Source organism: Kineococcus radiotolerans SRS30216 = ATCC BAA-149, assembly GCF_000017305.1.
In the GTDB taxonomy this organism is placed as follows: Bacteria; Actinomycetota; Actinomycetes; order Actinomycetales; family Kineococcaceae; genus Kineococcus; species Kineococcus radiotolerans.
The window spans coordinates 4,124,617-4,142,841 of the sequence record NC_009664.2; the positions used below are offsets into that span (position 1 = coordinate 4,124,617).

Genomic DNA, 18,225 nt, shown 5'->3' on the forward strand with positions numbered 1-18,225 from the left:
CGGCGCGAGCCGTCCCGGGAACCCCAGGAGCCGAGGGTCCCACCGTCCTGCACCGGCGGGGCGCCGCGACGCCCCGCGCCGGGCGCGTGCCTCAGCGCCCGTCGCCGGATCCGCCGCGCACCCGCCGCGGACCCGGCCCGCCGGCGGTCAGCTCGTGCTCGCCAGTTCCCCCAGGGTCACCTGGAGGGTCTCGCGCCGCCCGTCGCGCACGACGACCACGTCGACGACGTCCCCGACGCTGCGTTCGGCGAGGACCGTCGAGAGCTGCCCGGTGCTGGTCACGTCCTGCCCGGCGACGGAGACGATGACGTCGCCCTCCCGCACCCCCGCCGCGGCGGCCGCGCCGCCGGGGTCCACCGCGACGACACCGACGCCGGCCGGCTGGCCGGAGGCGTCGGCGAGGGTGGTCACGCTCACCTCGAGGGCGGCCCGGTTGGAGTCGACGACCCGGCCGTCGTTGGCGATGAGCTGCCCGGCGATGTCCTTGGCCGTGTTCGAGGGGATGGCGAACCCGATGCCGGGGGCGGCACCGCCCTGGCTCGGGCTGAGGGCGGCCAGGGTCGGGATGCCGATGACCTCCCCGTCCAGGTCGACGAGCGCGCCGCCGCTGTTCCCGGGGTTGATCGCCGCCGAGGTCTGGATGGTCCCCGGCAGCGTGGCGCCCGGGGAGGACTCGCCGGCGGGTTCGCTCACCGTGCGGCCCACGGCGGAGACGATCCCGTTGCTCACGCTGCTGGACAGCCCCAGCGGGTTGCCCATCGCCAGCACGATCGTGCCGACCTCGACGGCGCTGGAGTCCCCGAAGGTCGCCGGGTGCAGTTCCGGTGCGCCCTCGACGTGGATGACGGCGAGGTCGTTGGTCGGGTAGGTCCCCACCAGGGTCGCGGGGTAGGAGGTCGCCGAGTTGGCGAACTGCACCTGGAACTCCGTCGCGGTCCCCACGACGTGGGCGTTGGTGACGATGTTGCCCTCCTCGTCGAGGACGACGCCGCTGCCCAGACCGCTCCCGGTGCGGATCTCCACCACCGACGGCAGGACGCCGGTGATGACCTGCTGGTAGGCGTCCTGCAGGCTCTGGGCCGATCCCGCCGCCCCCGAGGAGGACGCGGAGGCCGACGCGGAGGCCGACGCGGTGGCGGCCGCACCGCCGACGATCCCGGGCGCGGCGGTGTCCTGCGGGTCCTGGCCGGTGCAGCCGGCCAGCAGGAGCGGGGCGAGGAGGAACCCCGCGCTCACCGCGCGGCCACGCCGGCGGGCCCGGTGGTGGCCCCCGGCGGGGCGGTGGGCCTCGAGACCGCGGTGGGTGCGATGGGCCGGGACCATGGTGTCGTCTCCTCGGTGTCGTTCGTCAGCGGGTGGTCGTGGGACCGTGCGCGACCCCACCGCCACCGTCCCGCTGGGCACCGGGCCAGGATGACCCGCCGGCCGGGGGAGCGCCAGCGCACGGCCCACCGCCGGGACCGGCCCGGCCCCTGGACCGCCGTCGGGGGCGCGCCCACCGGGTCCGGCTCAGGGCAGCGGGACGGCCGTCCCGCTCACCGTGATCCCTCCCGCCACCGGGACGTCGACGGCGAGCACGCTGGGCCGCCCCACGTGGTGGCCCTGGTGGACCACGACCCGGGCGGGGACCGCGATCAGCTCCTCCGCGCGCAGGTACGCCCCCAGCGCCGCGGCCGCCGCCCCGGTGGCGGGGTCCTCGGTGATGTCGCCGACGGGGAAGAGGTTGCGGGCCTCGACGAGGGTGACGCCGGGCGCGGGCGAACCGTCCCCCGGCGCGTGGACGACGGTGACGGTGCCCGCCCACCCCTGCTCGTCCATCAGCGCGCGCACCGCAGCGGGGGCGAACGTGAACCCGTCGAAGACGCCCCGCTCGCGGACGGCGACGACCGGGTGCCAGTTGCCCGCGAAGGCTTCGCGCAGGGGCCAGCGGGCGTCCAGGTCGGCGCGCCGCAGCCCCAGCAGTCCCAGCAGGCGGGTGGCCACCGCGTCGTCGAGGTCGCGCACGGCCGGCTCCACGCTGGTGAAGGACGCCGCCACCCGGCCCCCGTCGTCGAGCGCCGTCTCGATGGCGACGGGCCCGACGGCGGTGTCGACGGTGAAGGGGCCGACCCCGCGGCGCGCGGCCAGCGCCACGGCCGTCGCGATCGTCGCGTGCCCGCAGAACGGCACCTCGGCCGCGGGGGAGAAGTACCTGACCCGCACGTGGCGCGGGTCCCCCCCGACCGCGGCGTCGACGACGAACGCGGTCTCCGCGTACCCCACCTCGACCGCGACCGCCTGCATCCGCTCCTCGGACCAGGCCGCCGCGTCGAGCACGACGCCCGCGGGGTTCCCGCCGTGCGGACGCGCGGCGAAGGCGGACATCCGCAGGACCTCGACCGCCGCCTCGCCGTGGACCCCGGCCGGGAGTTCCGGCGGGACCGGGGCGGTGCGGGGCACGGCGTCGGCGGGGACCCGCGGGTCGGTCGCGACGGCGGTGGGATCGGTTCGGGGGTGGGCCACCGCAGGATCCTGCCCCGCGGGGACCGCGCGGGCCAAGGGCTGATCCACCACGGGTGGCCCGGTGCCGCGACCGGCCCGTCCGCCCGGGAAACCCGTGCCGCCGGTGGTTCCCGTCGAATACCCTCGCGGGGTGTGCGGTCCCGCGGCCACCGGCGACGTCGGTGCCCACCTCGACGAGTGGGTCCGGTGCTGGGTCCTCGCCCGCGGTGCGAGCGGCGCGGTCCGGACCCCGCACTGGTGGCGGGTTCCGACCGGCACCGCGACGGAACGTTCCCGGTGGGTCCTCACCACCGCCTCGCGCGCCGCGGTGCGCGCGGCGGTGGCCGAGGCCACCGCCGAGACCGACCACGTCAAGACCGCCGGGGACCCCGCCGCGTGGCTGCCCGAGCTGGGGCCGGGCTGGCGGCCGGAACCGCCGACCTGGTTGATGACCACCGCCCTGACCGCGGCGCCCGCGCCTGCGGTGCCGGCGGGGTACCGCGTCGAGACCGGCACGTCCTCCCGGACGAGCGTGGTCACGGTGACCGCCGACGACGGCACCCTCGCCGCGCGCGGGTACACCGCCGGGGTGGAGGACTTCGCGACGTTCGACCGGATCGTCACCGAACCCGGGCACCAGCGCCGCGGCCTGGGGTCCTTCGTCATGACCCACCTGGCCGCGGTGGCCCGCGACGGCGGCGCCCGCCGCGGTGTCCTGGTGGCCAGCGCCCAGGGGCGCGCCCTCTACACGACCCTGGGGTGGGAGTCCCGCTCCCCGATCACGGGCGCCCACCGGTGCGCGGACGGGGGCGGGGCCGAGCGCTGACCGGTGACGCTCCCCGGGGTCCCGTCGTCGTCGCGCTCGCGTCGCTGAACGCGGCCGTGCACGGGCGCAGGTCCTCGGCGCGGACCCCGGGGGCCGTGGCGCGCAGCACGAGACCCCCCGGGCCGCAGTCGAAGACGGCGAGGTCGGTGATGACGCGGTCGACGACACCCGCCCCGGTCAGGGGGAGGGTGCACTCCTCGACGAGCTTCGGGGTGCCGTCCTTGGCGGTGTGGTCCATGACGACGACGACCCGGGGGGTCCCGGCGACGAGGTCCATCGCCCCGCCCATGCCCTTGACCATCTTCCCCGGGACCTGCCAGTTCGCCAGGTCCCCCCGGGCCGAGACCTGCAGGGCGCCCAGCACCGCCACCGCGACGTGCCCACCGCGGATCATCGCGAAGGAGGTGGCGGAGTCGAAGAACGCCGCACCGGGCAGGGCGGTCACGGTCTGCTTGCCGGCGTTGACGAGGTCGGCGTCCTCGTCCCCCTCGAAGGGGAAGGGACCCATCCCGAGGAGCCCGTTCTCGCTGTGCAGGGTGATGCGCACCCCCGGGGGGAGGTGGTTGGCCACCAGGGTGGGGATGCCGATGCCCAGGTTCACGTGGTCGCCGTCGTGCAGTTCCTGCGCGGCGATCGCCGCCATCTCGTCACGGGTCCAGGCCACGGGTTCCTCCGGTGCTCGCGGGTCGTCTCAGGAGGCCGCGGGGCGCGGCCGGGTGTTGCGCTGCTCGAAGAGGCTGCGCCGCTCGGTCTCGGCCTCGGCGACGGTGGAGCTCAAGGCCATCGCGATCAGCGGGTTGGAGTTCCGCCGGTCCGGCGGTAGTGGAGGTTCCCGTACCCGTCGGCGCTGCGGGCGTGCACGGGACCGACGTCGGCGACGATCTCGCGTTCGAGCAGGTAGGTGCGCTCCTCGAACTCCGCCGTGGGTTTCCTCTCGGCGACCTCCGTCCCGACCCTGGTCCGCGAGCCCGCCGGGATCGCGTCCGCGCACGCTGAGGCGGCCCGCTGCGCGGCGACCCTGACCGCGCTGGGGCGGGCCGGCAGCTCGGCCGGGGCGGACGAGCTGGGTTTCTTCGGCCTCCTCCTCGGTGAGGGCCGCGACGTGCGCGGGTTCGTGTCCGCGACGCTGGCCCCGGTGCTGGAGTACGACCAGCGCCGCCGGACCGGTCTGGTGGCCACGCTGGAGGCCTACTTCGGCGCGGGCGGTTCCCCCGCCCGCGCGGCCGAGACCCTGGGGGTCCACGTCAACACCGTCACCCAGCGGCTGGAGCGCGTCGGCCGGCTGCTCGGTGAGGACTGGTCCTCCCCGTCGCGGGCGCTGGAGGTGCAGCTGGCGCTGCGGCTGCGCCGGCTGACCGACGCGGTCCCGGGGCCGGGCGCCCCCGGCCGGGGCGGGGACGGCTGAGGTCCACGCCCCGCCCGGGGGCGGCCGGCCCCGGCGGCCGTCACCGCCGCCCGGCGGGGGCCGTGCGCAGGAGCCACGTCGCCAGCCACGCGACCCCGGTGGCCAGCGCGAGCAGCCCGAGGTCGAGGACGAGCTCGGGGACGAAGGCGCGCAGCGCCACGGGTACCGCACCGGCCGCGTACAGCGCCAGGGCCCCGCGCGGGGGCAGGGCCGTGCGCGTCAGGGAGGCCGTGAACCCCAGCGAGCCGAGGAGGAAGAGGAGGGAGCTCGCGGTGAGCGCGGCGCCGAGCGGACCGGCGCGCAGGTCGGCGATCTGCTCTGGGCCGAGTTCGGCGAACACGAGGTTGATGACGAACTCCACCCCCACGAGGGCGCCCAGGGCGAGGTGGTTCACCCCGAAGGCGATGCGGCCGAGGACGCCGATCCGCGGAGCGCAGACCAGGAAGAGGGCGGTGACCAGGGCCAGGGCGAACACCTCGGCCAGGGGGGCGAGCAGCTGGGTGAGGGGTGTGGCCGGGACCAGTCCCGCGCGCTTGGCGGCGTTGAGGGCCAGCACGGCGGCGGCGAGGAGCCCGACGAGGCCGGCGGCCCGCTGCAGGGGGACCGGTGGGGCGAGCGGGGTGGGCGCGGTGGTGGTGGCGGTGGGCACGGGGACCTCCGGGGCGGTGGGGTGGACCAGCAGACGCTGCACTCTCGCAGCAACAAGTACGAGAATGCAATACCGGTTGGTTAGGGTGCCCCCGTGCCCGGTCCGAAGAACGTCCTCGTCGACGTCTGGCTGCTCTCGTCCGTCTCCACCGCGCTGGTGGCGGAGGAACTGGCCGGCGGCTCGCTGTCCGTCGACGAGTTCGCCCTCTACGGCCTCGTCAGCGACCTGGGGCCGGTGACGGCCACCCAGCTCGCGCAGTGGACGGGGATGTCCGCGACCACGCTCTCGGCGATCTTGCGCCGCTGCCAGGCCCGCGGGGAACTCACCCGCACCCCCAACGCCGCGGACCGGCGCAGCACGTTCGTGGAGCTGACCGACCAGGGCCGGCAGGTGTACCGCGCCGCCCTGCCCGCGCTGGCCCGGGCCCTGGAACGCGTCCACGACGGCGCCGACCCCGTCCTCGAGGAGGCGCGGCCCGCGCTCCAGCGGGTGGACGGCGCGGTGCGCGCGGCGCTGGGGCTCCCCCCGCGCCCCTACCGGCTGCCGGACCCCGACCTCGGGCCCGACGACGTCGGCGACCCCCCGCTGACGCCGGCGCAGGCGGACGAGGTGCGGGCGTTCGCCGCGTGGGTCCGGTACCGCGACTCCGCGGGGGCCTGACCGTCCGCGACGGGGCGGGGTGGCGGCCGGCGTCGCCGCGCCGGTGGCGAGGCCGCCACCCTGCTACTACGCTGAGTGTTTGTTGATCACTGACGGTAGCTGAATCGTCGTCGGCGAGGACCGCCAGGCCCCGCCCGCTCCCCGGAGGTTCCCGTGACACCCGCCCCCCCGACCCGTCGTCGGCTCCGCCGGACCGCGCGCTGGGTCGCGGCCCCGTTGCTGGCCGGCGCCGTCACGGTCACCGCGGCGCCCTCGGCCACCGCGGCGGGCGCCGTGCTGTCCGTCGGGCCCGGCAAGACCTTCGCGACCCCGTGCGCCGCGTTCGCCCGCGCCGCCGACGGCGACGTCGTGGAGATCGACGGGTCCGTCGCCTACACCGGCGACGTGTGCACCGTCCAGCGCGACCGGCTGACCGTCCGCGGCGTCAACGGCCGGCCCCGCATCGACGCCGGCGGCCGCAACGCGTCGGGCAAGGGCACCTGGGTGGTGGTGGGCGACGGCGTCGTCGTCGACAACGTCGAGATGCACGGCGCGCGCGTCGCCGACCGCAACGGCGCGGCGCTGCGGCTGGAGGGCACCGGTTTCACCCTGCGCCGCAGCTACCTGCACGACAACGAGAACGGCATCCTCAGCGGCGCCGACGCGTCGAGCGACATCGTGGTCGAGAACTCGGAGTTCGCCCGGAACGGGTACGGGGACGGCTACTCCCACAACCTGTACATCGGCCACGTCCGCAGCCTGACGTTCCGGTACAACTTCTCCCACGACGCCAACGTCGGCCACGACCTGAAGTCCCGGGCCCGCACCAACACCATCGCCTACAACCGCTTCTCCAGCCTGCCCGCGGGCCAGGCCGGCAGCGGCCGCCCCAGCTACGAGATCGACCTGCCCAACGCCGGCACGTCGGTGGTCCTCGGCAACGTCGTCCAGCAACCCGCCGGCAGTTCCAACCCCGGCATGCTCAGCTACGGCACCGAGGGCGCCAGCAACCCCGGTCAGGACCTGTACGTCGTCAACAACACCTTCCTCAACGACGACGGCGTGCGCGGGACGTTCGTCCTCGTCGGGTCCGGCGTCACGACCCCGGTGCGCTTGCAGAACAACGTCTTCGCCGGGGTGGGGACCGTCGTGACCCAGGCCGGCGCCGTCCAGCGCAGCAACCAGCGCGCCGGCGCCGCGGCGTTCGTGGACCGGGCGCGCTACGACCTGACGCCGGCGCCCGGGTCCGGGTTGGTCGACGCCGGCACGGCCTCCGGCACCACGGCCGGTGGCGTCGCGCTGACGCCCGTCGCGCAGTACCGGCACCCCGCCTCCGCCGCCCCCCGCCCGGTGGTCGGCGCCCTCGACGTCGGCGCCTACGAGCAGGCCGGGCCGGCGCGCCGGGTCGGCTGACGCGACGCGCTGCGCCCCACCCGCCCGCCCGGACCCGGGTGGGCGGGTTCCGGGGCCGGGATCAGCGGGTCAGGCCCAGCGGTGCCGTGATGCGCTCCAGCGGGACCAGCTTGAAGTTGGTGGCGACGCGGTCCGAGCCGTCCTCACCCGTCGCGGTGGGCATGGCCTCCCCGTCGTGGCTGACGAAGACCCCGTGCGGGAACGCCGGCCCGAGGTCGGCGGTGGTGAGGGTGGCGCCGTCGCTGTGCTGGACCCCGTCGACGGCGGGACCGCCCTCGGCCGCCGGGGCGCCGTCGACGACGGAGAACCCGCCGACGTAGCGCGGCGGGGCGTCCGGCCCCGGTTCCAGCGCGTAGGCGGCGAAGGTGCTGTCGCCCTGGCTGGAGGCCAGCAGGTACCCGGCACCGTCACCTCCCCGCAGGAGGGTGAGGCCCTCGGCGTCCGCGCTCAGGTGCGTGCCGCCCACCCCGGGGTCCGCGCCGGTGACCCGGCAGGTCTCGGTGTCCTCGTCGTAGGTGGCGGGGACGCCGAACCCGCGGACGGTGTCGACCAGCTGCCGCGAGGTGGCCCGGTCGCCGTCCACGGTGATCCGCCAGATCCCCACGTCCTCCTGGGCGACGAACCACGCGCCGCCGACGGCGTCGTGCACGACCCCCTCCGCCTGCGGGCCCTCCCCGGGCTCCTCGCAGGGGGCCCACGTCGAACCCCCGGGCAGGGTGAAGGCGGCGGGGAGGGCCTGGCGGCTGACCTGCCGGTAGCCGACGGTGCCGTCGGCGGCGGGGACGAGTTCCAGGACGGCGAACTCCGTCGTGTTCCGGCGGGTGGTCAGCACCTGCACGCCGCCGTCGGGGGCGAGGCCGGCGGCGAGGCCGTAGGCGTTGCGCTGCTCGTCCACGGCGGTCTCGGGGGTGTTGAACACCGGGGCGGCGTCGGCGGCGGTGACGTCGCGCAGGACCTCCGCGCCGGCGGCGGCGCCCCGGGGGTCGATCTCGAACAGGCGCAGGCGGTCGCGGCCGCGGTCGCTGACCACGGCCAGGTCCACCACGCGCCCCCCGAGGCGGGCGCCGCGGACGACGTCGACGTTGTTGTAGCGGCTGCCCTCCTCCGCCCCGTCCGGGGTGGGCGCGACGTCGAGGTGCTGCAGCCGGGACCCGTCGAGGCCGTAGACGTCCAGACCGCCGTTCTTGAGGGTGCCCAGCAGGACCGAGTCCGCCGGGGCGGTGGGGGAGACCCACAGGGCGGGGTCGTCGGCGTCCGCGTCGCCGCCCGCCTCGTCGTCGAAGACCTGCGGGGTCTGCGCGGTGGCGGTCGTCGTGGCCCACCGGACGTCCGGCCCGGTGGCGGCCGCCCCCGTCAGCGGCAGCAGGGTCAGGGCCAGGACCCCGGCGGTGACGGCGGGACCACGACCGCGTCGGGCGCGGGGGGCGGTCGGGACGTGAGGCGTGAACGGCACGGTGCTCCAGAGGTCGGGTCGAGCGCTCGCGGGCGAGCCGGTGGGGGAACTCTGGAACCCGCGGGCGACGACCCGGTGTCGCCGTCCGTACCGGTCGGCGTCCGTCGGGTGACCAACCCGAGCGCCGTCCGTCCGGCGACCCGCGCCGTCAGGCGTCCCACCAGCCGCGGTAGAGCGTGCGCGTCCCGAGCTGCTCCGCCAGCGCCGTCCACGCCGCGTACCACCGCCGCCGCAGCCGCGCCGGCCGCCACGGCTGCGGGCGCAGCTCGGGCGGCAGCAGCGGGTCGTCGCGGACGGCTCGTTCGAGAGCATCGGCGAGGCGGAGCTGCTGCACGAGGGGGTCCGGCGCCGGGGGGCGGGCCAGGGCGTCGGCGAGGGCGTCGTAGGCCCGGTCCACCGGGGCCGCGGGCCACAGCCGTTCGGCCAGGGCGAGGGGGTCGCTGGTGCCGTGGACCTCCAGGCGGTCCGTGGTCGCCAGGACGAGGTGACGGCGGTCGGCGGTCGCCAGCAGCGCGGACAGGTCGTGCGCGCTGACGTGCAGCCCCGTGGACACGGGGGCCGCGCCGACGGCGGAGAGCTCGCGCCGCCACGCGTCCCGCACGGCGCGGGCCGACTCCTCGACGCTCACCGCGAGCAGGTGCCAGGACCCGTCCCAGGGGGCTCGGCCGGTGTCCTGGGCGCGGGCCAGGCGCAGCGCGAGCCGGTCGCGGTCGAGCTGCGCCCGGCCGGCTCCGGTCAGCCGCAGGGTCCCGGCGCGGCCGCGGCCCCGCTGCTCGACGTCGCCGGCGGCGACGAGGCGGCGGATCGCCAGCCGGACCGGCTGGTCCGCCAGCCCGGCGGCGTTGGCGGTGCCGTAGACCAGGTCGAGCCCGACCTCGCCGTCCAGGGGCAGGAACGCCTCGACCACCGTGCGGGGGGCGGGGACCGGTGCCGCGCTCACGGGCGTCCCCCCGCGGGGTGCACGGCCCGCTGCAGGGTGCGGTAGCGGCGGAAGCCGTAGATCCCCGCGAGCGGTCCCAGGTCGCCTCCGCCGACGACGGTGAAACCCCGGCGCCGGTACAGCGCCTCGGCGCGGGGGTTGGTGTCGACGACGCTGAGCTGCACGGCCCGCTCGCCGCGCCGGGCCGCGAGGTCGGCGGCGGCGGTCAGCAGCGCCGAGCCCGTCCCGGCCCCGCGCCGGTCCGCCGCGACGCACAGCCCGTCCAGGACGAGGACGCCGGGGACGGGCCCGCGGTGCAGGGGGGCGAGGACCGCGGTGGCCCGGAGCGCCGCGGTCCACCCCAGCCTCGACCGCGTCGCCCGCCACGTCTGGTCCACCGCACCGCCGTCGGCGGTGCGGAACCCGCAGACGCCCAGCACCTCGGTCCCGCGGCGGGCGACGAGGAAGCGGTCGGCGCTCAGGCTCGCGGTGATCTCGGCGCGACCGGTGGCCTCGTCGCCGAAGGCGGGCGAGAGCTCGGCCGCGAACGCCTCCCAGTACAGCGCCCCGACCCGCGCCCGCTCCGCGCTGCTGAAACCCCGTCCGATCTCCACGCCCCGACTATCGCATATTCTACGAACGTGAAGAAGACGATAGTTTGGGTCCTCGCCGCCTCGACCGTCCTCGTCCTCGCCCTGGGCCTGCTGCTGCTGGTCGGCCACGACCACCGCTTCGCGGAGGAACGGGTGAGCGTCCCCGTGCCGGGAGGGACGCTGGACGCGGCCCTGGCCCGTCCGCCGGGCACCGCGCGGGGCCTGGTGGTGTTCGTGCACGGCGACGGCCCCGTCGAGGCCACGCACGAGGGCCTGTACCGGCCGTGGTTCGAAGCCGCCGCCGACGCCGGGTTCGCGTCGCTGTCCTGGAGCAAACCCGGCGTGGGCCGCTCCAGCGGCGACTGGCTGGACCAGACCATGGACGACCGCGCCGCCGAGGTGGGGCACGTCCTCGACTGGGCCGCGACCCGGCCGGACCTCCCCACGGGCACCGTCGTCCTGTGGGGAGCCAGCCAGGCCGGGTGGGTGCTGCCGAAGGTCGTGCGCTCCCGCGCCGACGTCGACGCCGTCGTGGCGGTCAGCCCGGCGGTGAACTGGCTGCGGCAGGGCCGGTTCAACCTCCTCGCCGAACTCGACCACGAGGGCGCCGACGCCACCACCCGGCGGGAGGCGATCGCGGCCAGCGACCGCACCCGCGCCCTGCTGGACGCCGGCGCCGACCACGCCCGCCACCTCGCGGCGACGCCCCCCGGGGCGGACCCGGTGGGCGCCGACCGCTGGGGCTTCGTCCTGCGCAACTTCCGCGCCGACGCGACGGCGGACCTGCAGGCCTCGGCCGCCCGGCACGTCCCCGTCCTGCTGGCCCTGGGGACGCGGGACCGCAACGTCGACGTCGCCGAGACCGAGGCCACCTACCGGCGGATCCTCGGCGAGGACGTCATCGTGGCCCGCTTCGACGCCGCGCACTCGATGGCCCGCCCCGTCGTGGAGGACTCCGACGCCGTCGGCCTGCTCACCGCCGTCCTCTGGCCGCGGGCGCTGCTGGCGCCCGGGGTCCTCAGCACCTTCCGCGACTTCCTCCGCGCGCTGCCCTGAGCCCCCCGCGCCGACGACGCGGGCGGGGACGGCGGACGTCCCCGCGACCCCCGTGCGGGACGGGCCCCCTGTGCTCTACTGGCTCCGCCCCGCGGGTGACCGGCCCGGGGCTGACCGACCCGAGGCGGTGCAGTGGACGCACGAGCGCTGGTGCTGGTGGGGCGCGGCCGCTACCAGGACCGTTGGCACGACGACGCGGCGACCGGGCACGTCGTCGCGGGCGCGCTGTCGGACCTGGGCCTGCGGACGCAGGTGCGGGGGACCGCCCCGACCGCCCTCGACGACGGCGAGGGGTTCTCCCTGCTCGTCGTCGTCGCCGGGACGGGCCGCGCCGACGCCGACTGGGACGGCCCCGACGCCGCCTGGGCGCCCTTCCACGACCGGCTGACCGCGCTGGTGACCGGGGGCGACCTCGCCCTCCTGGCCCTGCACCAGGCCGCCGGCACGTTCACCGACGCGCCGCGCTGGTCCGCGCTGATCGGCGGGCGGTGGGTGCCGGAGGTGTCCACGCACCCGCCGATCGGCCCGGCCGCCTTCCACCCCGTCGCGGGGGAGGACCACCCGGTCGTGGCCGGTCTCGCCGCGGTGGAGGCCTTCGACGAGCGGTACTGCCGGCTGCAGCCCGAGCCGGACGCGCGGATCCTGCTCACCACGGAGCACGACGGCGTCCGGCACCCGGTCGGGTGGCAGGCCGGCGGCCCCGGGCGCGTCCTGTACGACGGCCTCGGCCACGACGTCCGCTCGTACGAGAGCGCCTCGCGCCGGGACCTGCTGCGGCGCGAGGTGACCTGGCTGCTCGGGGAACACGGCCGGGCCTGACCCAGCGCGGGACCCGCCGCGGGCACCTCGTCGCGACGCCCGCCTCAGCCGGGGACGGGGCGGGGAGCGGGGCGCGCCGCGGGCGCCGGGACGCGGCGCGCGCTCCGGCGCCGGGTCAGGCGCTGCGCGACCAGGGCCGCGGCCGCGGCGGCCAGCAGGACCCCGCCCGCGCGCAGCACCGCGGCCGGCCGGCCCCGGTCCGGGCGCGGGACCGCGGCGGTCCACCGCGCCCCCTGCACCAGACCCGTCGCCAGCTCGAAGCGGGTCACGGCGTAGTTCCCGCCGGCGGTGGGGACGCGGGTGAACGCCCGCGCGGAGCCGGTGGCCAGTTCCACGGAGGAGACGGTGAAGTCGGTGGAGGTGGCGCTGCTGCTGGCCCCGCGGTCCTGCACCAGCACCTCCCCGGGCGAGCGCCACGCCAGCAGCGCGTCCCCCGCCACCGGGGCCGGCACCGCCACCGCCGGGTCGTCCGCCACGGGCAGGAAGACCACCTCGCCCCCTCGCTGGAGCCCCAGCAGGCGCCCGTCGGGGGAGAAGGCCGCGCCCGCGGCGAGGACGTCGCCGGCCCGCGGCGGGACGAGGGTGCGCCGGAGGGTGCCGTCGCCCGCCCGCACCTCGACCGCCCCACCGCTGCGCTGCACGGCGAGCAGCCGCCCGTCGGGGGAGAAGGCCGCCGAGACCGCGTCGTCCACGCCGGGTACGGGGCGGGCCCGCCCGCTGCCCACGTCGAGCACGAGCAGGTCCCCGGCGGGGTCGGTGGGGGAGGCGAAGGGATCGGCGGCCTCGGTGGGGGACAGGTACGCCAGGCGCCGGGCGTCCGGCGACCACGCCAGGGGCAGGACGGCGCGCGCGTCGGGCAGGGCGAGGGTGCGGACGTCCCCGGTGGCGGCGTCGACCAGGGCCACGTCCGCGCGCCCGGGCCCACCGGCGGAGGCGCCGGGGGTGCTGGTGTCCCAGTCCCCGACCGCGATGGTGGACCCGTCGCCCGACAGCGCCATCGGTGCCGCGTCGCCCTGGGTGTCGGGGGCGCCGCGGTCCAGCGCGGTGCGCGCGCGGCGGGCGCTGGCCCCGTCGGCGCCGACGGTGAGGGCCTGGGGGACGTCCATGAACTCCACGCCCAGACCCTGCTGGTAGAGGGCCAGGACCCGCCCCGGCGGCGCGGCGCCCATCGAGCGGGTGAGGTAGCTGTAGCCGGGCAGTTGCGCGGGCACGGTCGCGGGTGCGCTCACCGGTGCGGGTGCCCCGGCCGGCGCGGCCGCCCAGGCCCCACCGGCCCCCAGCACGGCCAGGGCGGTGAGCAGCGCGACGCGGTGGGAGGGCTCCACCCCGCCAGGGTGGCGCAGGCGGGGGGCCGTCGTCAGCGGGACGCGGGTGAACTCCCGGCGACGTCGGCGGGCGACGTGCGCGGGGAGGTCGTGATCGGGAGCTGCGCCATGATGACCCGTGGCGGTCGGAGGAGGAGGTCGGCGGATGACGCCCGAGGACGCGCAGTCGCCGTTGGCTTCGGCCTGGCTGAAGTGGGCGCGCGCGGTGGAGCACGCCGACGCCCTCGCCCGGGCCACCCGCCAGTGGCAGGCGTCGGGCCCCCACCGCTACGAGCGCCGCGAGGCGCTGAGCCCGTTCTACGAGCGCCGCCTGCAGGTGGAGTGGTGGCTCCGGGTCGAGCACCCCGTCCCCCCGCGGTTGCCGGTGCTCGTCGGCGACGTGCTGACGAACCTGCGCGGGGCGCTGGACCACGCGCTGTGGGCCGCGGTGCGGGCCCACAGCGGGCGACCGGTGAAGCCGAACCGGGTGCAGTTCCCGATCGACACCTCAGAGCGCGCCTTCCGGGCCCACGCCCAGGAGCTGCAGCGGCTCGTCCGCGCGGAGGTGTGGCAGCTCGTGGAGAAGGTGCAGCCCTTCCAGCTCGGCGAGGACGCCACCGCCCACCCGCTGGAACGGTTGCGGTGGCTCTCCGACGTGGACCGGCACCGCCTCGCGCCCGTGGTGGAGATGATGTCGACGCCCCTGGGGCCCGCGGACGTCACCGCCGAACCGCCCGTGCAGGTGCTGTCGCAGTGGCGCACGGCGGGACCGGTGCGCGACGGCGACGTCCTCCTCCAGCTCGTCCTGCGCCGCCCCGACGACTCGACCGAGGTCGTGCTGCGTCCCACGTTCGCCGTCGTCCCCTCGCTCCAGGTCCACGACGAACCCGAGGAGTTCACGCCCCTGGCCACCGCGTTGGAGGCGCCGAAGGACTGGGTGCTGAGCGTGCTCGGCCGGTTCAGCAGCATCATGGGCCTTCCCCACCCCGACCCCGCGAGCCTGGAACCCTGAACGGAACCTCCCCGACGCGCCTCAGCGCCGGCGCGCGCCGTCCACGAGGTCGATCGCCGCCGACCGCCACCGGGGGTGGGTGAAGGTGAACCCCGCCTCCAGCAGGCGGGCGGGGACGACCCGGCGGCTCTTCAGCAGTAGTTCGGTGTCGGTGCGCAGGACCAGGGCCCCCACCTCGGCCATGAGCCGCGTGGCGGGCAGGCCGGGACGTCCTCCCCAGGCGTGGCGCAGCGAACGCATGAGTTCCCCCTGGGGGACGGGACCGGGGGCGGCCAGGTTGACGGGTCCCTCCAGGTCGTCGCGCTCGAGGAGGAACTGCACCGCGCGCACGAAGTCCTCCCCGTGGATCCAGGAGACGTGCTGCCGCCCGCCCGCGACCGGCCCACCGAGGCCCAGGCGCGCCATCCACGACAGGTAGTCGAAGATCCCGCCGCGGTCGGGGGTCATGACCATCGCCGTGCGCAGCGCGACCCGGCGGGTGGCCGGGGTGGCGGCCTCGGCCTGGGCCTGTTCCCAGCGGCGGGCGATGCGCACGCTGTACTCCCAGTACAGCGGGACGTCGGGTTCCTCCCCGCCGATGACCCCGCCCACCTCGTCGTGGGGCCGGTCGTCACCGCGGCTGCGGGCGTCGGCGTAGATGGTGGCGGTGCTCATCTGCAGCCACACCCGCGGCGGGTCCGAGGCGCGGCTGATCGCCTCGCCCACGGCACGGGTGGAGTCGACGCGGGAGTCCATCATCTGGCGCAGGTTGGCGTCGGTGTAGCGGCAGCTCACGCTGCGCCCGGCGAGGTTGACGACGGCGTCGGCGCCGTCGACCTCGTCCGCCCAGGCGCCCTGCGTCCGCCCGTCCCACACCACGTGCCGGATGCCGGGCTCCAGCGCCTCCGGGCGCCGGCTCACCACGACGACCTCGTCACCGCGGGCGGCCAGCGCCCGCCGCAGCACACCGCCGACCTGGCCCGTTCCCCCCGGGATCACGATCTTCACGGGGTGAGCCTAGGACCGTCCGCCCGCGCGCGGAGCGCGACGGCCGCGGCGGGCCGGGCGAGGACCGGTCGGTGGCGGGGCGTGTTCCCGCCCGGTTAGCGTCGGTGCGTGGAGCTCAGCCCCGTCCCCTCCGGAGCCGACGTCGCACCCGATCTGGTGGGCCCGGTCGCGCACCCCGGCGGGCACCCCGGCGGGCCCCGCCGCGAGGCCCTGGCCCGGCTGGTCTCGGAGGTCACCTCCCCTCCGCGCGTCATGGCCCTGGTGCAGACCCTCGTCGCCTTCGACTCCTGCACCACCACGCGCCGGGCGGTCGGGCTGTCGGCCTGGACGGCGGGCACGACGGCGCTGCTGCCGGACCTGTTCGTGCGGTGGGGCGCGGCGCGCGGCCACTGGAGCGACCGCGAGGTGAGCCGGCGCCACCAGCGCACCGTCCCGATCCTGTTCGGCCTGGTCTCCTGCGCGGTGGGCCTGACCGGTCTGCACCTCCTGGACGCCCCCGACGCGATGACGGCCGCCGTGTGGGCGCCCATCGCCGCCGTGCCCGCCTTCCTGGCCGTGAACCACTCCTGGACGAAGCTCTCCCTCCACGTCGGCTGCCTCGCCGGCGGGGTCGTCCTCACCACGGCGACGCACGGGCCGGCGGTCCTCCTCGCGGGTGTCCCCGCCCTGGTCGCCACCGCCTGGTCGCGCCGGGAGCTGGGTCACCACACCGTCGGTCAGCTGCTCCTCGGGGGCGTGATCGGCGCCGGGACGACCGCCGCGGTCCACCTGGCGCTGCGCTGAGGCGGGGTCCGGGACCCCGCGCCGGTCAGCGGACCGCGGCGGGGGCGGCGAGCGCGGCGGCGGCCAGCCGTTCCGACAGGGAGCGGAAGGCCTCGGCGAGGGCCGGGGGGCTGACGGCGAGGACGTCGGCGTCGTGGCGGGCGACGGCGGCGGCGAGGCCGACCCAGGACCAGGCGCCCAGGGTGAGCCGGCAGCGCTCGGGGCCGAGGGCCTCGACGGTGCCGTCGTGGGCGAACGGGGTCACCCGGGAGGCGGGGGCGGCGAGCTCGACGGTCCCGGTGCAGGGCCAGGCGCCCGTGGGGTCGGTGGAACCCCGGAAGCGGCGGTCGACGAAGGCGGCGGGGTCCCCGCCGGGCACCTCGCGCGGGGCGAACCGCGGTCCGGTCGGGGTGCGGGGGGTGAGCCGGTCGGCGCGGTAGGCGCGCCAGTCCCCCCGGTCGAGGTCGAAGCCGAGCAGGTACCACCGCCCGCGCCGGGTGATCAGGTGGTGCGGCTCGGCCCGGCGGTCGTCCCCGGCGTAGCCGAAGCGCAGGACCTCGCGGGCGCGGACCGCGGCCGCGAGGGCGGTGAGGACCGCGGGGTCGACGTCGGGGACCGCGCTCGCCGGGAGGGGGGTGAGGTGGACGGTGTCCACCCGGTGGCGCAGCCGGGTGGGCAGCACCTGGCGCACGGTGCCCAGGGCCCGGGCGGCGGCCTCCCCGATGCCGGCGCCGCTGGTGGCGGCGAGCTGCAGGGCGATGGCGAGGGCGACGGCCTGCTCGTCGTCGAACAGCAGCGGCGGCAGCGCGGTGCCCGCCTCCAGGCGGTAGCCGCCGCCGGGCCCCTTCAGCGCCCGCACGGGGTACCCCAGCCCGCGCAGCCGGTCGACGTCGCGGCGCACGGTGCGGGGGGTGACGTCCAGCCGCTCGGCCAGGGTGGCGCCGGGCCAGTCCCGGCGGACCTGCAGCAGGGACAGCAGGGTGAGCAGCCGGGACGACGTCCCGTTCCTCTCGGTCACGTCGTTCATGGTGCCCGGAGCAGAGGACCGGAACCGTCCTCTTCCGGTGGGACGGTCCTCCCACCGCCACCGCAGGAGTGGCGGGACGGACCGAGGAGACCGACGTGAGCATCACGACCACCACCCACCTGAACTTCCGCGGCCGCGCCGCGGAGGCCCTCGCCTTCTACGCCTCGGTGTTCGGCGGGCAGGTCACCGCCTTCACCTTCGCCCAGGGCGGCGACGAGCGGGACACCGCCGACGGCGCCGTGGGGGAGCAGGTCAAGTGGGGGGCGGTGACCTCGCCCAGCGGGTTCTCCGTCATGGCCTTCGACGTCCCGCCCGGGCGAGCCCACGACCCGGGCACCGACGCGGTGTACGTCTCGGTGCGCGGCACCAGCGCCGAGGAGATCACCGGTTGCTGGCGCGCCCTCGTCGACGGCGGGACGGTGCGCGCGGACCTCGCCCCGGCCGGCTACGCCCCGCTGTACGGGATGGTCACCGACCGCTTCGGGGTGACTTGGGTGCTGGACGTCCTCCCGCCCTCCCGCGGCTGACCCCGCTTCGGCCGGCGGCCGCGCCGGGCCGCGGCCTCCGGTGGAGCCACCACCCGAGCATCAGCCCGCTGACCGCGGTGTTGAAGCCGTGCAGCACCCAGAGGGGGCCGGCCGGGATCGTCGTCAGGTAGAGGGCCTGCGCGACGTTGCCGACGTTGGCGATCAGCAGGTTCGCGCCGCTGTACGACGACAGGTCCCGGCTGCGGGCGGCCTTGGCCAGCATGGGCAGGGAGCTGAGGACGAACAGGGCCGTCGCGACGACCCCGGCGCTCGCGGCGACGGTTCCCCACACGGGACGTCCTTCCCTGAGGTGTTGGTGGTGGCGGGCGGCGGTCGCCCGGGCCGGCGCACCG

At 77.1% G+C, this 18,225-nt stretch carries 20 protein-coding genes and 1 pseudogene; 9 read left to right on the forward strand and 12 right to left on the reverse strand.

Going from position 1 to position 18,225, the window contains the following annotated elements:
* Positions 1-147 precede the first annotated feature (147 nt).
* On the reverse strand, positions 148-1,323 hold the full coding sequence (locus KRAD_RS19620) for a S1C family serine protease (RefSeq protein ID WP_012087403.1): 1,176 nt from the start codon (positions 1,321-1,323) through the stop codon (positions 148-150).
* A gap of 186 nt (positions 1,324-1,509) precedes the next feature.
* Positions 1,510-2,439: a PhzF family phenazine biosynthesis protein gene (locus tag KRAD_RS25740; protein ID WP_012087404.1), complete on the reverse strand. Its 930-nt coding sequence runs from the start codon at positions 2,437-2,439 to the stop codon at positions 1,510-1,512.
* 193 nt (positions 2,440-2,632) lie between these two features.
* On the opposite strand from KRAD_RS25740, the gene KRAD_RS25745 reads away from it, so the two are divergent.
* A complete protein-coding gene (locus KRAD_RS25745) occupies positions 2,633-3,307 on the forward strand; it encodes a GNAT family N-acetyltransferase (RefSeq protein WP_041292231.1) in 675 nt (224 codons plus the stop codon).
* Here KRAD_RS25745 and KRAD_RS19635 read toward each other — a convergent pair.
* Both KRAD_RS19635 and KRAD_RS27845 read right to left on the reverse strand, forming a co-directional pair.
* Positions 3,261-3,971, reverse strand: a complete 711-nt coding sequence (locus KRAD_RS19635) for a CoA transferase subunit B (RefSeq protein WP_012087406.1) — start codon at positions 3,969-3,971, stop codon at positions 3,261-3,263. The genes KRAD_RS25745 and KRAD_RS19635 overlap by 47 nt on opposite strands.
* Positions 3,972-4,096: 125 nt before the next feature.
* The gene (locus tag KRAD_RS27845) at positions 4,097-4,351 is read right to left on the reverse strand and encodes a CoA-transferase (RefSeq protein WP_420812243.1); all 255 of its coding nucleotides are present in this window, start codon (positions 4,349-4,351) and stop codon (positions 4,097-4,099) included.
* Between KRAD_RS27845 and KRAD_RS27260 the strand changes: the two are divergent.
* Positions 4,275-4,712: pseudogene (locus KRAD_RS27260) on the forward strand (PucR family transcriptional regulator); the annotation flags it as partial. The gene KRAD_RS27845 and the pseudogene KRAD_RS27260 overlap by 77 nt on opposite strands.
* A gap of 40 nt (positions 4,713-4,752) precedes the next feature.
* On the opposite strand, the gene KRAD_RS19645 reads toward KRAD_RS27260, so the two are convergent.
* Positions 4,753-5,403, reverse strand: coding sequence for a hypothetical protein (locus KRAD_RS19645; protein ID WP_203417621.1), 651 nt, complete (start codon positions 5,401-5,403; stop codon positions 4,753-4,755).
* A 51-nt stretch (positions 5,404-5,454) separates the two neighbouring features.
* Here KRAD_RS19645 and KRAD_RS24605 point away from each other — a divergent pair, with 51 nt between their 5' ends.
* Both KRAD_RS24605 and KRAD_RS19655 read left to right on the forward strand, forming a co-directional pair.
* Positions 5,455-6,021, forward strand: a complete 567-nt coding sequence (locus KRAD_RS24605) for a MarR family winged helix-turn-helix transcriptional regulator (RefSeq protein ID WP_049821302.1) — start codon at positions 5,455-5,457, stop codon at positions 6,019-6,021.
* 153 nt (positions 6,022-6,174) lie between these two features.
* Positions 6,175-7,413 carry a right-handed parallel beta-helix repeat-containing protein gene (locus KRAD_RS19655; RefSeq protein WP_012087410.1) on the forward strand — a complete coding sequence of 413 codons (1,239 nt, stop codon included), beginning with the start codon at positions 6,175-6,177 and terminating at the stop codon, positions 7,411-7,413.
* Positions 7,414-7,474: 61 nt separating this feature from the next.
* On the opposite strand, the gene KRAD_RS19660 is transcribed toward KRAD_RS19655, so the two are convergent.
* The 3 genes from KRAD_RS19660 to KRAD_RS19670 form a co-directional block, all read right to left on the reverse strand.
* Complete coding sequence (locus tag KRAD_RS19660) at positions 7,475-8,866, reverse strand: phytase (RefSeq protein WP_012087411.1); 1,392 nt, start codon at positions 8,864-8,866, stop codon at positions 7,475-7,477.
* A gap of 148 nt (positions 8,867-9,014) precedes the next feature.
* Entirely contained in the window at positions 9,015-9,806 is a 792-nt protein-coding gene (locus tag KRAD_RS19665) for a PaaX family transcriptional regulator (protein WP_012087412.1), read from the reverse strand.
* The gene (locus KRAD_RS19670) at positions 9,803-10,399 is read right to left on the reverse strand and encodes a GNAT family N-acetyltransferase (protein WP_012087413.1); all 597 of its coding nucleotides are present in this window, start codon (positions 10,397-10,399) and stop codon (positions 9,803-9,805) included. Before KRAD_RS19670 ends, KRAD_RS19665 begins: the two co-directional genes overlap by 4 nt.
* 27 nt (positions 10,400-10,426) lie before the next feature.
* Here KRAD_RS19670 and KRAD_RS19675 point away from each other — a divergent pair, with 27 nt between their 5' ends.
* Both KRAD_RS19675 and KRAD_RS19680 read left to right on the forward strand, forming a co-directional pair.
* Complete coding sequence (locus KRAD_RS19675) at positions 10,427-11,434, forward strand: alpha/beta hydrolase family protein (RefSeq protein WP_012087414.1); 1,008 nt, start codon at positions 10,427-10,429, stop codon at positions 11,432-11,434.
* 132 nt (positions 11,435-11,566) lie between these two features.
* Entirely contained in the window at positions 11,567-12,253 is a 687-nt protein-coding gene (locus KRAD_RS19680) for a ThuA domain-containing protein (RefSeq protein WP_012087415.1), read from the forward strand.
* Between the two features lie 44 nt (positions 12,254-12,297).
* Here the strand turns inward: KRAD_RS19680 and KRAD_RS19685 are convergent, their stop codons facing one another.
* A complete protein-coding gene (locus KRAD_RS19685; RefSeq protein WP_012087416.1) occupies positions 12,298-13,578 on the reverse strand; it encodes a TolB family protein in 1,281 nt (426 codons plus the stop codon).
* Between the two features lie 145 nt (positions 13,579-13,723).
* Here KRAD_RS19685 and KRAD_RS19690 point away from each other — a divergent pair, with 145 nt between their 5' ends.
* Positions 13,724-14,569, forward strand: a complete 846-nt coding sequence (locus KRAD_RS19690; RefSeq protein ID WP_012087417.1) for a hypothetical protein — start codon at positions 13,724-13,726, stop codon at positions 14,567-14,569.
* 21 nt (positions 14,570-14,590) lie between these two features.
* On the opposite strand, the gene KRAD_RS19695 is transcribed toward KRAD_RS19690, so the two are convergent.
* Complete coding sequence (locus KRAD_RS19695; RefSeq protein ID WP_041292233.1) at positions 14,591-15,556, reverse strand: epimerase; 966 nt, start codon at positions 15,554-15,556, stop codon at positions 14,591-14,593.
* Positions 15,557-15,664: 108 nt separating this feature from the next.
* Between KRAD_RS19695 and KRAD_RS24610 the strand changes: the two genes are divergently transcribed.
* Positions 15,665-16,339: a hypothetical protein gene (locus tag KRAD_RS24610; protein ID WP_012087419.1), complete on the forward strand. Its 675-nt coding sequence runs from the start codon at positions 15,665-15,667 to the stop codon at positions 16,337-16,339.
* Positions 16,340-16,364: 25 nt separating this feature from the next.
* On the opposite strand, the gene KRAD_RS19705 is transcribed toward KRAD_RS24610, so the two are convergent.
* Complete coding sequence (locus KRAD_RS19705; RefSeq protein WP_012087420.1) at positions 16,365-17,345, reverse strand: helix-turn-helix transcriptional regulator; 981 nt, start codon at positions 17,343-17,345, stop codon at positions 16,365-16,367.
* A 95-nt stretch (positions 17,346-17,440) separates the two neighbouring features.
* Here KRAD_RS19705 and KRAD_RS19710 point away from each other — a divergent pair, with 95 nt between their 5' ends.
* Positions 17,441-17,872 (forward strand): VOC family protein, encoded by a 432-nt coding sequence (locus KRAD_RS19710; protein ID WP_012087421.1) that lies wholly within the window; start codon positions 17,441-17,443, stop codon positions 17,870-17,872.
* Here KRAD_RS19710 and KRAD_RS19715 read toward each other — a convergent pair.
* On the reverse strand, positions 17,814-18,164 hold the full coding sequence (locus KRAD_RS19715; RefSeq protein ID WP_012087422.1) for a hypothetical protein: 351 nt from the start codon (positions 18,162-18,164) through the stop codon (positions 17,814-17,816). The two genes, KRAD_RS19710 and KRAD_RS19715, sit on opposite strands and share 59 nt — an antisense overlap.
* Positions 18,165-18,225: the final 61 nt, after the last annotated feature.